This is a genomic window from Streptomyces sp. NPDC001617 (assembly GCF_053596855.1).
Map to the genome: position 1 here is coordinate 165,149 of NZ_JBSFHA010000010.1, position 15,181 is coordinate 180,329.

General features: G+C 70.1%; 11 protein-coding genes. 3 read left to right on the forward strand and 8 right to left on the reverse strand.

From position 1 onward, the window contains the following. Nucleotides 1–90: 90 nt before the first annotated feature. Nucleotides 91–972 (forward strand): shikimate dehydrogenase, encoded by an 882-nt coding sequence (locus tag ACWC09_RS11070; RefSeq protein WP_450850247.1) that lies wholly within the window; start codon nucleotides 91–93, stop codon nucleotides 970–972. A gap of 47 nt (nucleotides 973–1,019) precedes the next feature. After that, nucleotides 1,020–2,819, forward strand: a complete 1,800-nt coding sequence (locus ACWC09_RS11075; RefSeq protein ID WP_450850248.1) for a bifunctional sugar phosphate isomerase/epimerase/4-hydroxyphenylpyruvate dioxygenase family protein — start codon at nucleotides 1,020–1,022, stop codon at nucleotides 2,817–2,819. Here the strand turns inward: ACWC09_RS11075 and ACWC09_RS11080 are convergent. From ACWC09_RS11080 to ACWC09_RS11090, 3 genes are read right to left on the reverse strand one after another with little or no spacing between them, the layout of a single operon-like run. Beyond that, complete coding sequence (locus ACWC09_RS11080) at nucleotides 2,806–4,266, reverse strand: membrane-associated oxidoreductase (RefSeq protein ID WP_450850249.1); 1,461 nt, start codon at nucleotides 4,264–4,266, stop codon at nucleotides 2,806–2,808. The genes ACWC09_RS11075 and ACWC09_RS11080 overlap by 14 nt on opposite strands. A gap of 11 nt (nucleotides 4,267–4,277) precedes the next feature. After that, nucleotides 4,278–5,645, reverse strand: a complete 1,368-nt coding sequence (locus ACWC09_RS11085) for a hypothetical protein (RefSeq protein ID WP_450850250.1) — start codon at nucleotides 5,643–5,645, stop codon at nucleotides 4,278–4,280. Continuing rightward, on the reverse strand, nucleotides 5,642–8,533 hold the full coding sequence (locus ACWC09_RS11090) for a peroxidase family protein (protein ID WP_450850251.1): 2,892 nt from the start codon (nucleotides 8,531–8,533) through the stop codon (nucleotides 5,642–5,644). The genes ACWC09_RS11085 and ACWC09_RS11090 overlap by 4 nt, the downstream gene beginning before the upstream one ends. A 318-nt stretch (nucleotides 8,534–8,851) precedes the next feature. Between ACWC09_RS11090 and ACWC09_RS11095 the strand changes: the two genes are divergently transcribed. Beyond that, nucleotides 8,852–10,126: a lipase family protein gene (locus tag ACWC09_RS11095; RefSeq protein WP_450850252.1), complete on the forward strand. Its 1,275-nt coding sequence runs from the start codon at nucleotides 8,852–8,854 to the stop codon at nucleotides 10,124–10,126. Nucleotides 10,127–10,144: 18 nt separating this feature from the next. Here the strand turns inward: ACWC09_RS11095 and ACWC09_RS11100 are convergent, their stop codons facing one another. The 5 genes from ACWC09_RS11100 to zwf form a co-directional block, all read right to left on the reverse strand. Further along, nucleotides 10,145–10,738, reverse strand: coding sequence for a histidine phosphatase family protein (locus tag ACWC09_RS11100; RefSeq protein ID WP_450850253.1), 594 nt, complete (start codon nucleotides 10,736–10,738; stop codon nucleotides 10,145–10,147). Nucleotides 10,739–10,745: 7 nt separating this feature from the next. Further along, nucleotides 10,746–11,624: a phosphogluconate dehydrogenase (NAD(+)-dependent, decarboxylating) gene (gene gnd / locus ACWC09_RS11105; RefSeq protein WP_450850254.1), complete on the reverse strand. Its 879-nt coding sequence runs from the start codon at nucleotides 11,622–11,624 to the stop codon at nucleotides 10,746–10,748. A gap of 1 nt (nucleotide 11,625) precedes the next feature. After that, nucleotides 11,626–13,284 carry a glucose-6-phosphate isomerase gene (pgi, locus tag ACWC09_RS11110; RefSeq protein ID WP_450850255.1) on the reverse strand — a complete coding sequence of 553 codons (1,659 nt, stop codon included), beginning with the start codon at nucleotides 13,282–13,284 and terminating at the stop codon, nucleotides 11,626–11,628. Then, a complete protein-coding gene (gene opcA / locus ACWC09_RS11115) occupies nucleotides 13,277–14,212 on the reverse strand; it encodes a glucose-6-phosphate dehydrogenase assembly protein OpcA (protein WP_450850256.1) in 936 nt (311 codons plus the stop codon). The genes pgi and opcA overlap by 8 nt, the downstream gene beginning before the upstream one ends. After that, the coding region (gene zwf / locus ACWC09_RS11120; protein WP_450850257.1) for a glucose-6-phosphate dehydrogenase at nucleotides 14,209–15,181 on the reverse strand (973 nt) is incomplete at its 5' end. The genes opcA and zwf, both read right to left, overlap by 4 nt.

A 15,181-nucleotide genomic window follows, 5' to 3' on the forward strand; every position in this document is an offset into this window, starting at 1 on the left:
CAAGGGGCCGAGTCGCCTGCTATGACTAACGTACTAGTTCGTACATTAGTGAGCCGGGCAAGCATCAGTGAGCCGTACAGGAGGGCCGCCGTGGCCAAGGACTCGTATCTCGTCGGACTGATCGGTTCCGGCATCGGCCCGTCGCTCAGCCCGGCGCTGCACGAGCGGGAGGCCGACCGGCAGGGGCTGCGCTATCTGTACCGGCTCATCGACATCGACGTCCTGGGCGTGCCGCCGGAGGCGGTCGGTGACCTGGTGCGGGCGGCACGGGATCTGGGCTTCGACGGGCTGAACATCACGCATCCGTGCAAGCAGCTGGTCATCGAGCACCTGGACGCGCTCGCTCCGCAGGCGGAGGCGCTCGGCGCGGTCAACACGGTCGTCTTCGAGGAGGACGGGCGGGCCGTCGGCCACAACACGGATGTCACCGGGTTCGCGGCGTCGTTCGCGCGGGGACTGCCGGACGTGCCGTTGGAGCGGGTGGTGCAGCTGGGCGCGGGCGGGGCGGGGGCGGCGGTCGCCCATGCCACGCTGACGCTGGGGGCCGAGCGGGTCACGGTCGTGGACGCGCTGGCCGACCGGGCGGCGGATCTCGCGGCGGCGCTGAACCGGCACTTCGGGGCGGGGCGGGCCGCGGCCGCCACACCGGACCGGTTGCCGCAACTGCTGTCCAGCGCCGACGGTGTCGTCCATGCCACGCCCACGGGTATGGCGGCTCACCCCGGACTTCCCTTCCCCGCCGAGCTTCTGCATCCCGGTCTGTGGGTCGCCGAGGTGGTCTACCGGCCGCTGGAGACCGAGTTGCTGCGCACGGCCCGGGCGGTCGGGTGCGCCGCGTTGGACGGGGGTGGGATGGCTGTGTTCCAGGCTGCGGACGCGTTTCGGTTGTTCACCGGGCGGGAGCCGGACAGCGGGCGGATGTTGGCGGACATCGCGGAGATGGCCGGGGTCGTGGAGAGCTCGGCGGGCTAGGTGGTGTTACGGCGTTGTAGTACCGCACGTTCGAAGGAGCATGTTTCATGCGGACATCCATTGCCACTGTCTCTCTGAGCGGGTCCCTCACCGAGAAGCTCGCCGCCGCCTCCCGGGCCGGCTTCGACGGCGTTGAGATCTTCGAGAACGACTTGCTCGCCAGTCCCCTCGCTCCCGAGGAGATCCGCGCCCGTTGCGCCGATCTCGGGCTCGCCATCGACCTGTACCAACCCGTGCGGGACATCGAAGCCGTGCCCGAGGACGAGTTCGCGCGGAATCTGCGGCGGGCCCGGCACAAGTTCGAGTTGATGCGGCGGCTCGGGGTCGACACCGTGCTGGTGTGCTCCAGCGTGAGTCCCCTGGCCGTCGACGACGACGCCCTCGCCGCCCGGCAGCTGAGCCAACTCGCGGACCTGGCCCAGGACTTCGGCATACGTGTCGCCTACGAGGCGCTTGCCTGGGGGCGGCACATCAGTACGTACGACCATGCCTGGCAGGTCGTCGAGACGGCCGGGCATCCGGCCCTCGGTACCTGCCTCGACAGCTTTCACATCCTCTCCCGCGGCTCCGATCCCAAGGGCATCGAGGACATCCCCGGCGAGAAGATCTTCTTCCTTCAGCTCGCGGACGCGCCGCTGCTCGCGATGGACGTCCTGCAGTGGAGCCGTCACTACCGCTGCTTCCCGGGGCAGGGCGGATTCGACGTGGCCGGCCTTGTGCGGCATGTGCTGCGCACCGGATACGACGGTCCGCTCTCCCTCGAAATCTTCAACGACGTCTTCCGGCAGGCCGAGGCAGGCCCCACGGCCGTGGACGCGCATCGCTCGCTCCTCGTCCTCCAGGAGCAGGTCGGCCTGGTCGACCTCCCCGCCCCCGTCGTCCCCACCGGCGTCGCCTTCGCCGAGCTGGTCACGCCCGACGCCGAGCCGGTCACCGAGGTGCTCGGTGCGCTGGGCTTCGCCCGTACCGCACGGCACCGCAGCAAGCCCGTCGATCTGTGGCAGCAGGGCGAGGCCCGCATCCTCGTCAACACCGGCCCGGGCGTACGACGTGGCGACGGCACCGGACTCGCCGCGATCGGCCTGGAGTCACCCGACCCGGCCGGCGCCGCCCGCCGTGCCGAGGCGCTGCTCGCGCCGGTGCTGCCGCGCAGGCGGGCGATCGAGGACGCGCCACTGGACGCGGTGGCCGCCCCCGACGGCACGGAGCTGTTCTTCTGCGCGACCGACCGTCCCCACCTCCCCAACTGGCGTGCCGACTTCGAGAACGTCCCAAAAGAGGAACGGAAGCCGGAGGTGACCCGCATCGACCATCTCGCCCTCGTCCAGCCCTGGCACCACTTCGACGAGGCCACCCTCTTCCACCGCAGCGTGCTGGGTCTCTCCGCCCAGGAGAGCGTGGACGTCGCCGACCCGTACGGCCTGCTCCGCAGCCGTGCGGTGACCACCGCCGACGGCGATGTCCGCATCGCCCTGTCCGTCGGCGCGGCACCCGCCGACGACACCGTCCACGCGCAGCACATCGCCCTGGCGACGGAGGACGTGGTGGCCGCGGCCCGTCGTTTCCGGGCCGCGGGTGGGGTGTTGCTGCCGATGCCGGCGAACTACTACGACGACCTGGCCGCGCGGTTCGATTTCACGGAGGGGGAGTTGGAGACCTATCGCCGGCTGGGCATTCTGTACGACCGTGACGCGTACGGGGAGTTCAGGCACTGCTACACGCGGACCGTGGGGCGCGTCTTCTTCGAACTCGTCCAGCGTGACGGGGGCTATCGCGGGTACGGCGCCCAGAACGCCCCGGTCCGCCTGGCCGCCCAGCACGCCGCTCGGCGCCTCACTGGCGGCTGACGGTTCTGGTCACGCCGGTGACGACTGTCGTGGCCAGGATCCAGCCGGTGATGATCAGGGCGTACGCCAGGTACTGGTACCAGCCGGTCGGCGCGAAGGCCTCCTCCTGGCCGAAGGAGATCACCGGCAGCAGCAGGTCGAGGGTGTAGAAGACCGGGTTGAAGTGCGGGGCCTCCGACGCCTTGAGCGGGCGGGGGTGGTGCAGTCCGTACGCGATCGAGCCGACCGCCAGCAGCGACAGCAGCCAGACGGCCGCGCGCAGCGGGTGGAAGCCGTAGCCGACGGTGGCGTCCTGGACGTAGCCCCAGACACGGCCGTACCAGGCGCGGGTCGTACGCAGGCGACGCTGCTTGGCGAGTTGGACGAGACGGGCGGCGTGGTCGTCGCCGATGCGGCGGTATGCTGCGGTCAGCTGCTCGTAGGTGTGGGGCTCGTACCGAAAGTCGCGCTCCAGCATGGGCAGACGGCGTTCGGCGGGCAGGTGGGGGGTGAGGGTGGTGTAGGTGAGGTCACTGAGGAAGACCCTGCCCGGCAGCATCTCCGGTTCCAGGTACAGGACGTCGATCCGTGCGCGGCGCAGGTTGAGGATCCCGTCGATGGGGGTGCCCTTGCGCAGCCACAGCTCTCCGATGACGGCACTGCTCAGCCGCAACGCCGTCCCGTCGGGGTCGGCCAGCCGCGCGAAGGTGAGCTCGAAGCGGCCCGGTATGCGGGCGCCTCGGAAGTCGACCCGCCCCTGCGTCCGAGTCCGCCTCATCCGCAGGTCGGAGCCGGTGTCGAAAGTCAGTGCACTCACGGCGGTGCCGCCCGGGTTGAGGAACTGAGCCCCCTCCAGGTTCACCGCGCCGGTGACGGACGCCCCGTCGAGACGCACCTGCCCGTGCACCCGTAGCTCCGGCGCCCACAGGTCGTCACCGATCTCGGCATGGTTCAGCTCCAGGACCGGATCCGTGCCGTCGTCCGTCGCGAGGTGTGTCCGCTCCATGAACAGCGCCCCGGTGATCTGCGCCCCACCCAGCCGCACCGGTCCGCTGATCCGGCAGTCCGTCAGCCGCAGCACTCCGTCCACGCGCACGGTGGCGGCCACCAGTCCGGACAGCACCGAGTCGCTCAGGTTGAGCTGGCGGAACCGGGCGCCGTACAGCTGCGGGACCTCGTCGAAGTGGCAGTGGCTCAACCGGACGGCGAAGTCGGTCGTGCCGTACCGCAGGTCGAGGACTCCGGTGATCCGCGCCCCGGACAGCTTGAGCGCGGCTATCTCACCCGGTTCCTCCGGCCCGTTGAGCAGAAGGGCCCGCAACACGGCGGCCCGAACCGTCCGTTCGGGCTCCCACCGCGCGCCCTCCGCCGCGTCCTCGTCGTCCCCCTCCCGGAAGTCGACCGCCGCCCCCGTCGCGAACGCCCGCCACACTCTCTCCTCGGCCGGCGTCAGATCGTTGATCTCCACGAAGCGGGACTCTAGTCCCACAACTCCGCGTGGCGCCGATGGACTTCCGTCAGCCCGTTCACGAAGAACCGCTCGTAGTACTCCCGCTCCACATGGTGCATCTGGAGCCAGATACCCGGCACATGGATCGCGTCCGTGTGCGCCGGGAAGCGGCGGTGCGTGCGGATGACGTACTCGCAGATGTCACGGGCGCAGTCGATCACCCGCTCCTCGTACTCGCCGGCCTCCGCGAGATACCGCTGCCCGTAGTCCTCCTTGTAGATACGGGTGAAGACGTCCTTGTCCGTGTAGATCCCGCCCGTGCCGAACTTCGACCGGATCACCGAATCCACCGCCTCCGACATCGACGTGTGGGCGGGGGGACACGCGGCCGCGATGAGCGACTCGCCGTCCTTCGAGGTGAGCCCCACCGGATGGGAGCGCAGGGTCGCGTACTTCGGCAGCGGTACGTGCCAGCGCCAGACGTCCGCCAGGCGCCAGCGTGGGGTGACGAAGGTGAAGCCGAGCATCCGGCCGTAGGCGCGCGAGAACTTCGGGTCGCCCAGAGCTATTTGGGGGTTGATCGACGCGTGGATCCAGGCGCCGAGCCCCATCGCCTCGGCCGTCAGCATGAGGTTCTGCAGGAGCAGGTCCGCCTCGATCTGGGTGCGCATCGGGCCGAGCGACCCCAGTGGCAGCTTCAGGTCGCCGTTCAGGAAGCCGTTGCGCACCCACTTCTTCACCCCGGCGGGACGGTAGAAGTTCCGGTCGTCCACCAACGTCGGCCGGGCACCGTCCGGTTGGGTCAACAGGTACATCAACGCGTTGATGTACTGGTGGGAGAGGTCGACCACCGGGAAGAACACCGTCGTCCCGGAGAGGTTGGACAGGAAGCGGTTCGAGTCCAGGTAGGCCGGGAAGTCCCGCTTGTTCTGCGGTACGTCGAGCCGGTGGTCGAGGACCTTCACCTTCGACTGTGCCGCCCGCGCCACCAACGTCTCGGCGGTGAAGGGCTCCTGGGGCGCCGGCGGCAACTTCCGCAGGTAGTACGTGCCCGTGTCGTCGATCATGAAGAAGTGGGTGCCCTGCGCGTTGTCCGGGCTGCCCGCGGTCCGGCCCGCCATGGTCAGGTTGGGCTTGGCCATGATGGGCTTGCCGTCGCGCGGGTCCTCGAAGGGCCGGTCGGGCATGGTGAGGCCCGTGCAGCCGGTGATCGCGATCAGCACCGCCTCCTCCAGCTCCGACAGCGGCTGCTGGGTGTGGGAGGAGCGGTAGCTCATCGACCCGGCCGGCACGGAGGCACCCCGGCTGACGCGGTGGGTGCGCCGGTGCCAGACCGTGTCCAGCAGGGGCCGGCCGAAGAGGTCCGCCAGTCCCGGGTGGCCGTCAACCGCCGTCATGCACGGCCCCCTTGGTCGACCCCGTCGCTTCCGTTGCTCGTCGAGGGCCGCACCGACCGCCACGGCGCGAACGCGCTCGCCCCGCGTGGCAGCAGCACCGCCAGCTCCGGGCAGTGCCGCAGGATCACGGAGTCCATACCGCCCTTCTCCACCCAGTCGATGCCGAGCGGGGTGTACACCTCGGGCCGGTAGTCGACGTTGAGGAACCGGTCGGACTGCAGCCGCCGCGTGGCCATGAGGATGAAGATGCGGAACGCGGTGTCGCTGAATCCGAAGCCGGTCGGCGGGTTCTCCGCGAACAGCCCGACCACGGTGTCGATCTCGTCGACCGAGCGGTAGACCTCCTTGAGCCGGGCCAACGTCTCGGCGTTCTGGGTCAGTTCCTCGAAGGAGCGGATGCGCTGCTTGTGCAGTCCCGCGCGGAAGTCGTTGTAGCGGGGCACGCCACGCCGCCGGGTCCGGACGAGGTCGACCACCGACAGGTCGATGATCTCGCCGTCCCGCTCGAAGTGCTGCAGCGCACGAGGGTAGTTGTGCAGAGTGATCGCGCCGGGGTGGGCGATGCCGAACGAGTAGAGGGTGTTCGCCAGTCCCGTCTTGCGGATCTGGGCTTCCGCCGCCCCGCCCTGGATGTCCAGGAAGCCCACCGTCTCCATGCGCTGCCCGAAGTGGTGCTCACGCAGCTCGAAGTCGTCCGGGATCAGCGGGTGCATCCGGTAGACCGTGACGAAGTCCTCGGTCAGCGAGTACGGCGCCGTGTGATGGTCCGGCACCGTCTTCGGGATGCCCACCAGTGAATGCGCCTCGAACAGCCACAGCCCCAGCTGGTTCAGCCAGTTCTTCGGCGGACCCTGCCAGTTGGTGTGCAGCCCGATGTCGATCGCCTCGGTGGCGAGGATCGCCGGGGTCCACTCCACGGTGTGGATCTTGGCGATCAGCGCGGAGACCACGAGCCTCGCCGTGTGGTAGATCCGCTCCTCGCTCAACGACGGGTACTCGGCACGCAGCGCGGCGCACACCGCGTTGTGCTCACGGGCGAAGAGCGTGTGCATGGCGCTCAGGCCCATCCACCAGCTCTCGTTGAACCCGGTGAGCGGGATGTGGCCGTTGCCGCCGCCGGGCAAGTGGCCGTCCTCCAGACGGAGTTCGGCGCGCCCGTCGGCCTCGCGCAGGAAGCGCGCGGTCTGCTCGTCCTCGCCGTACACCTCCGAGCCGTCCCACCAGTGCGAGGCGACGTTGCCGAACAGGATCGGCGGGCGGCCGGGCACCTCGATGCCCTCGTTCTCCGCGAACCGCATCACGTTCTCGCCGGGCCCGCCGGGCGTGTTGTGCCAGGGCCCGCTCCCGGGCGGCAGCGGCACCTCGACGCTGCGCTCGCCGGGCTTGTGGCGGCGGTGGTTGACCCAGTCGTGCACCTGGAACTGGATCCAGGCCGCGGCGAGGACGTTGAGCGAGGTCGCGGGTACGAAGCTCTCGCGGTACAGGAGTTGGCGGCTGACCGTGACCGGGTTCGGGGTGTCGAAGAGGTCGGGACGGTACTCCGGCCCGAGGTTGCGTCCGAAGGCCGCGCCGACGGCGCCCATCCTCGGTGCCGACAGATCGTTGTACGTCCCGTCGTACGACCGCTCGCCGCGCAGTCGCTCGGGGATCGGGGCCGGCACCCGCTGGGCCTTGGGCGGTGCCTCGCGCGGCTCGGTGTCGATCAGGTTGAGGCGCCGCAGCACCTTGCGCAGGAACACCAGGTTCAGCAGGCTCAGCTGCAACGGCAGCCGGTGCCAGGGGACATAGCGGTTCAGCAGCGTGAAGCCGGCTTCCATCGGGCGGCCGAGGACACGGTTGCGCAGAGGCTCCTCGGTGACGAACCTCAGCCCCAGCCGATGCGCGCTCGCCGCCTGGTAGGCCGCCTTCCTGGCCCGGTTGATGTTGCCGAGCGGACGGAACTCGTCCGTCGTGTACCAGGGGTTGAACGCCAGGTCCTCGATGCGCCCGGCGGTCGCCCTCGCCTCCGCGCTGTCCAGGTCCTGGCTCGGAATGGTCAGCCGGGCCACCGCGATCGCGGGCGAGACGGCGTCCTTCCACTCCACCGAGGCGTCCTCGACCGGTGTGCGCCGCTCGTCCACGAACCGCTGCACGCACAGGTCGTAGCTGACCTCCCCCTGCGCGAGCCGGTGCGCGAACTCCCGGTGCAGGAGGTCCGTGTCCCTGCGGTCGGGTGCGGGCGCCGACGGGGTGCCGGGCGCGGGCCGGAACAGGAACCGCACCGGTCCCGCCTCGCCCCACAGGACCGCACCGCGACTCCAGAAGGTCTCAGCGGCAAGGGAGTCGACGGTGTGCCGAGTGGCCGCCCGCACATTTTGGCGCATCCGGTTCGCGGTGCCGAGGCCCACCGCCAGCGGCAGCTTCACGAACAGCCCGAACGCCTTCCGCACCGGGCCCCGCGCCCCCGCCATCGCCTTCGCGAAGGCCACGAACTCCCGAGCGTCGCGGGCGTGCGAGACCGGATGGCTGGTCGCCAGCAGATCGTGGCTCTCCTCGTCGGACACCTGCACACGTACGGCCGCCCCGCGCAGATCCGGCGCACCGTCACCCTGCCGGATGCCGCTCGCGTTGGACAGCCGTACCGTCGCCGGATACTCGGCGCCCGGCTGGGCGAACCCCACCCGCAGGGCCGCCGGCAGATCGTCGTGGAACCGCAGCCGCGCGTTGTCCACGGCCACCGGCGCCTTGGCATGGAAGGTCCGGGCGATGCCACCGCCGCCGGCCCGCCGGTTCTTGACCTGCACCTCCATCAACTCGGCGGCCAGCTGCTCGAACACCAGCCGCTCCGCCTCGGGACTGCCGCCCTCGTAATGCTCGTACCGCGGTTCTTGCTGCCCGGTCTCGGCCATCGGTCCCTTCCTTACGTACAGACGTACGGGACAGGCCCCGCACGCTAGCGGCGGCCCGGAGTGCCGGGCAGCGATGGTTCGCGCCGATGTGCGCCATCTTGCGCCCCATGCGAACAATTGCACGGTGAGTCGCGTTTGCGCACGTCAGGCGGGCGTGTGAGGGAGCCGTAACCTCCCGTGCCCGCCCCGCGGGCGCCGCCCTTCCCCAGCAACCCCACCCGCCGCCCCCGCCGTGGCCGGGGAACGACTCCTTCCCGGTGACGGTTCGGGGCCATGGTGGGGGCCCACCACCCGCAGACGTCCCGGGGGAGGTCCCAGATGCGGGACACCTACGTCAAGGGGCCCAGCTACACCGCGCTGCGCCCATGCAAACCGGACACCGATCCGAGCAGCTTCCCGGTCTACCCCGACCTGGTGGACCGGCTCGTCGAGGACAAGCACCAGCCCGACCCGGACGGGGTCGTCCCGCACGTCCTGGCGACCTGTTCGGCCTACGCGTACGCCGGATTCGAGCAGCACAGCGACGTGGAGACGGTCGCCATGATCATGGCCCGGCTCGGTCTGGAGGAGAACGAGTGCCGGGCCTTCGAGCAGCGCGTGGACGCCATGTACATCGCGTCCGCCGCCTATCTGGTGCAGGACAGGGACCGCCGGGTGGCGATCCTCTGCTACCGCGGCACCCAGCCCGAGGACATCATCAGCATCCTCACCGACGCCGACGTACGCCCCGAGATGCTCTCCGTCGAACTGGAGGGCAGGCGGTACGAGGTCCACGCCGGCTTCTACCGCAACGTCCGCGCCACCCGCCACCTGGTCGTCGCGGCCCTGGAACGCGCCCTGCGCGGCGAGTCCCTCGACCCCGACGAGCACGGCACCCGGGGCGACGGCCTGGAGGCGCTCTACATCACCGGGCACAGCCTCGGTGCCGCCATGGCCGCGATCATGGCGATCACCCTGGTCCACGAGCCCCGCTACCGGCACCTCGCCGAGAAGCTCAAGGGCGTCTACACCTTCGGCCAGCCCATGGTCGGCGGGCCCGACCTGGCGAGGGCCTGCGAGGAGATCCCCGGGCCGCACGAGACCTACGTGCTGCGCGACCGCATGTTCCGCTACATCTTCGACCGCGACGTCGTCCCGGCTCTGCCGCCCCGGCCGGTCGGCCCGTACGCCCCCTTCGGCCGCGAGTTCCACTACAGCAGGCCCCACAGCCTCACCGACGCGGCCCTCACCTTCGCCGCCGACTCGGCGATCGAGGGCCTGACCCTGCCGGGCGACGTGCTGCGCACGGCCGCGAACCGGGACTGGGGCGGGCTGCTGGTCCGCGTCACGGAAGGGGCACGGCGGTCCGTACGACCGCTGCTCGGCGCTCGCGCGGAAGGCTGGACGGAGGTCACCGAACCGGGCCTGCACTACCCCCAGATGGACAGCCTGGCGGGTCTCGCCGTGGTCGCGCCGCTGGCGTTCTTCGCGGCCCGCCTCGCGCTGACCCGCACCATCCCCTTCACGTACTCCTTCGACGACCACGGCCCGGGCCACTACGTCAACGCGCTTGCTCCACCTGGGGTGTTGAGCGAGTTCGGAGACGTGCTGTAGCCCGGGCCGCGGTACGTGCTACGCCCTGGTGTTCCATTCGGCGATGACCGGTCGCCCGTGCTCGGTCGACAGCCGGCTCACCGTGCCCGTCGACAGCTGGAACAGCCGTCCGTCGGCGGGCGGGAGGCCCAGCCGGCGCGCGGTCAGGACGCGCAGGAAGTGGGCGTGGGCGACGAGGACCACGTCCCCGGTGCGGTTGGCGAGGGCCGCGTCGACCCGGGCCAGCACCCGGTCGGCCCGGTCGCCGACCTCTGCCGGGGACTCGCCCGGGTGCCCGTCCGGGCCCGGCGGGACGCCGTGCAGCCACAGGTCCCAGTGGGGCCGGGTGCGGTGGATCTCCACGGTCGTGATGCCCTCGTAGGCGCCGTAGTCCCACTCGTGCAGGTCGGGTTCGACGACGGTCCCGGGGATGCCCGCGAGTTCGCCGGTGCGTATCGCCCGGCCGAGCGGACTGGTCAGGGCGAGTGCGTAGGTCCGCTGCGAGAGGAGTGGAGCGAGGGACTTGGCCTGCTCCTCACCGTGCTGGGTGAGGGGCAGGTCGGTCCAGCTGGTGTGCTGGCCCGACACGCTCCACTCCGTCTCGCCGTGGCGGACCAGGAGAAGGTCCCCCACGGCTCGGCTACTCCTTCGACTCGACGGCGTGCCCGCCGAACTGGTTGCGCAGCGCGGAGATCATCTTCATCTGCGGCGAGTCGTCCTGACGGGACGCGAACCGCGCGAAGAGGGAGGCCGTGATCGCCGGAAGGGGTACGGCGTTGTCGATGGCCGCCTCGACCGTCCAGCGGCCCTCGCCCGAGTCCTGCGCGAAGCCCTTCAGCTTGTCGAGGTGCTCGTCGTCGTCCAGGGCGTTGACCGCCAGGTCCAGCAGCCAGGACCGGATGACCGTGCCCTCCTGCCAGGAGCGGAAGACCTCGCGGACGTTGTCCACCGAGTCGACCTTCTCCAGCAGCTCCCAGCCCTCGGCGTACGCCTGCATCATGGCGTACTCGATGCCGTTGTGGACCATCTTCGAGAAGTGCCCGGCGCCGACCTTGCCCGCGTGGACATAGCCGTACGGGCCCTCCGGCTTGAGCGCCTCGAAGATCGGCTGGAGCCGCTCGACGTGCTCCTTCTCGCCGCCGACCATGAGCGCGTAGCCGTTCTGCAGGCCCCACACACCGCCGGAGACACCGGCGTCGACGAAGCCGATGCCCTTGGCGGCCAGTTCCTCGGCGTGCTTCTCGTCGTCCGTCCAACGGGAGTTGCCACCGTCCACGACGGTGTCGCCGGGGGAGAGGAGGCCGCCGAGCTCGTCGACGACGGACTGGGTCGGGGCACCGGCCGGGACCATCACCCAGATCACGCGCGGGGCTTCGAGCTTGTCGACGAGTTCGGCGAGGCTCGCCGCGTCGGAGAGGTCGGGGTTGCGGTCGTAGCCGATGACGGTGTGGCCGGAGCGGCGGATCCGCTCGCGCATGTTGCCGCCCATCTTGCCGAGACCAATCAGACCGAGCTGCATGTCAGTTCACTTCCGATGCGTTCTTGAGTTCGCGGTACGCGGCCACGAGAGCGGTGGTGGAGGGGTCGAGGCCGGGGACGTCCGCGCCGTCGGTCAGGGCGGGTTCGACGCGCTTGGCGAGCACCTTGCCGAGCTCGACGCCCCACTGGTCGAAGGAGTCGATGTTCCAGATCGCGCCCTGGACGAACACCTTGTGCTCGTAGAGGGCGATCAGCTGGCCGAGGACCGACGGGGTCAACTCGCGGGCCAGGATGGTGGTCGTGGGGTGGTTGCCCAGGAAGGTGCGGTGCGGCACCTGCTCCTCGGGCACGCCCTCCGCGCGCACCTCGTCCGCCGTCTTGCCGAACGCCAGCGCCTGGCCCTGCGCGAACAGGTTGGCCATCAACAGGTCGTGCTGCGCCTTGAGTTCGTCGCTCAGCTCGGCCGCCGGACGCGCGAACCCGATCAGGTCCGCGGGGATCAGCCGGGTGCCCTGGTGGATCAACTGGTAGTAGGCGTGCTGCCCGTTGGTACCGGGCGTGCCCCACACCACCGGGCCGGTCGGCCACCCCACCACATGCCCGTCCCGGTCGACCGACTTGCCGTTGGACTCCATGTCCAACTGCTGCAAGTAGGCGGTGAACTTGGAGAGGTAGTGGCTGTAGGGCAGCACCGCATGGGTCTCGGCGGAGAAGAAGTTGCCGTACCAGACGCCCAACAGGCCCAGGATCAGCGGGGCGTTGTCCTCGGCGCGCGCGTTGCGGAAGTGCTCGTCGACGATACGGAAACCGTCCAGCAGCTCCCGGAACCGGCCCGGGCCGATGGCGATCATCAGGGACAGACCGATCGCCGAGTCGAAGGAGTAGCGTCCGCCGACCCAGTCCCAGAACCCGAACATGTTGTCCGGGTCGATGCCGAACTCGGTGACCTTGCCGGCGTTGGTCGACAGCGCCACGAAGTGCCTGGCGACCGCCTTGTCCTCGCCGAGCCCCTCGAGGAGCCAGGACCGGGCCGACGTCGCGTTGGTGATCGTCTCGATCGTGGTGAACGTCTTGGACGCGACGATGAACAGCGTCTCCGCCGGGTCCAGGTCACGCACGGCCTCGTGCAGGTCCGCGCCGTCCACGTTCGACACGAAGCGGAACGTCAACTCCCGTGCCGCGAAGGTGCGCAGCGCCTCGTACGCCATCGCCGGACCGAGGTCCGAGCCGCCGATGCCGATGTTGACGACGTTCCTGATGCGCCGGCCGGTGTGGCCGGTCCACTCGCCGGAGCGGACCCGGTGCGCGAAGTCGCTCATCTTGTCGAGAACGGCGTGCACGTCCGGCACGACGTTCTCGCCGTCGACCTCGACCACCGCGTCCCGGGGCGCCCGCAGCGCGGTGTGCAGCACCGCCCGGTCCTCGGTGATGTTGATCTTCTCACCGCGGAACATGGCGTCGCGCAGTCCGAACACATCGGTGGCGGTGGCGAGTTCCCGCAGCAGGGCGAGGGTCTCGTCGTTGATCAGGTGCTTGGAGTAGTCGATGCGCAGATCGCCCACGCGTACGACGTACCGCTCGGCGCGGGAGGGGTCCGCCGCGAACAGCTCACGCAGCCGCGGCCGTTGCAGCACGGCCTCGCGGTGCTCCGCCAACGCCGTCCACTGGGGGCGATGGGTGAGCTTGGGGGAGTCAGACATGAGAGACGGTCTCCTTGGTGCCCTCGCCGCGCAGGGCGACGGCGTACATCTCGTCGGCGTCGAGGCGGCGGAGCTCCTCGGCGATGAGTTCGGAGGTGGTGCGGACCTTCAGCGCGAGGGTGCGCGAGGGCTGGCCCGGCAGGGAGAGCGTGGCCAGCGGGCCCTCGGGGCGGTCGATGACGATCTCCCCGTCGGCCGTGCCCAGGCGCACCGCGGTGACGACCGGACCGGCGGTGACGACCCGGTCGATCTTCACGTTCAGCCGCGCCTCCAGCCAGCGCGCCAGCAGCTCGGCGGCCGGGTTCTCGGCCTCGGCCTCCACGGCCCCCGAGACGATCTGGGTGCGGGCCTGGTCGAGCGCGGCGGCCAGCATCGAACGCCACGGCGTCAGCCGGGTCCAGGCGAGGTCCGTGTCGCCGGGCGCGTAGGAACGCACCCGGGTCTCCAGGGCCTGGATCGGGTTCTCGACGGCGTACAGGTCGGTGATCCTGCGCTGCGCCAGCGCGCCCAACGGGTCCTTCGACGGCACCTCGGGCGCGTCCACCGGCCACCACACCACGACCGGCGCGTCCGGCAGCAGCAGCGGCAGGACGACCGAGTCGGCGTGGTCGGACACCTCGCCGTAGGTGCGCAGGACGACGGTCTCGCCGGTGCCGGCGTCGGCGCCCACCCGGACCTCGGCGTCCAGCTTGGACGCCATGCGGTCGCGCGGGGTGCGGGCGTGCCGCTTGATGACGACCAGGGTGCGCGAGGGGTGCTCGTGTGAGGCTTCCTCGGCCGCCTTGATCGCGTCGTAGGCGTTCTCCTCGTCCGTGACGATGACCATCGTCAGGACCATGCCCACGGCGGGGGTGCCGATGGCGCGGCGACCCTGCACCAGCGCCTTGTTGATCTTGCTTGCCGTGGTGTCGGTCAGGTCGATCTTCATGGCCTGCGCCAGCTCCGTCCGTCTCGTGCGAGCATCTCGTCGGCTTCCTCGGGTCCCCAGGTACCCGAGGCGTACTGCGCCGGCTTGCCGTTCTGCGCCCAGTACTCCTCGATCGGGTCGAGGATCTTCCAGGACTCTTCCACTTCCTGGTGACGGGGGAAAAGGTTGGCGTCGCCGAGCAGCACATCCAGGATGAGGCGCTCGTACGCCTCCGGGCTGGACTCCGTGAAGGACTCGCCGTACGCGAAGTCCATCGTGACGTCCCGGATCTCCATCGAGGTGCCCGGCACCTTGGACCCGAACCGGACCGTCATGCCCTCGTCCGGCTGGACGCGGATGACGATGGCGTTCTTGCCCAGCTCCTCGGTGGCCATGGAGTCGAAGGGGGAGTGCGGGGCCGTCTGGAAGACGACGGCGATCTCGGTGACCCGGCGGCCGAGCCGCTTGCCGGTGCGCAGGTAGAAGGGCACGCCCGCCCAGCGCCGGTTGTCGACGTTCACCTTGATGGCGGCGTACGTGTCCGTCGTGGAGGCCGGGTCGATGCCGTCCTCCTCCAGATAGCCGAGCACCTGCTCGCCGCCCTGCCAGGCGCCCGCGTACTGCCCGCGCACCGTGTGGGCGCCGAGGTCCTCCGGCAGCTTTACGGCCCTGAGGACCTTCAGCTTCTCGGTGAGCAGCGACTCGGCGTCGAACGCGGCCGGCTCCTCCATGGCGGTCAGCGCCATCAGCTGGAGCAGATGGTTCTGGATGACGTCACGGGCGGCGCCGATGCCGTCGTAGTACCCGGCACGGCCCCCGATGCCGATGTCCTCGGCCATCGTGATCTGGACGTGGTCGACGTACGACCGGTTCCAGATGGGCTCGTACATCTGGTTGGCGAAGCGGAGCGCCAGGATGTTCTGGACGGTCTCCTTGCCCAGGTAGTGGTCGATCCGGAACACCTGGTCCGGCTCGAACACGTCGTGCACG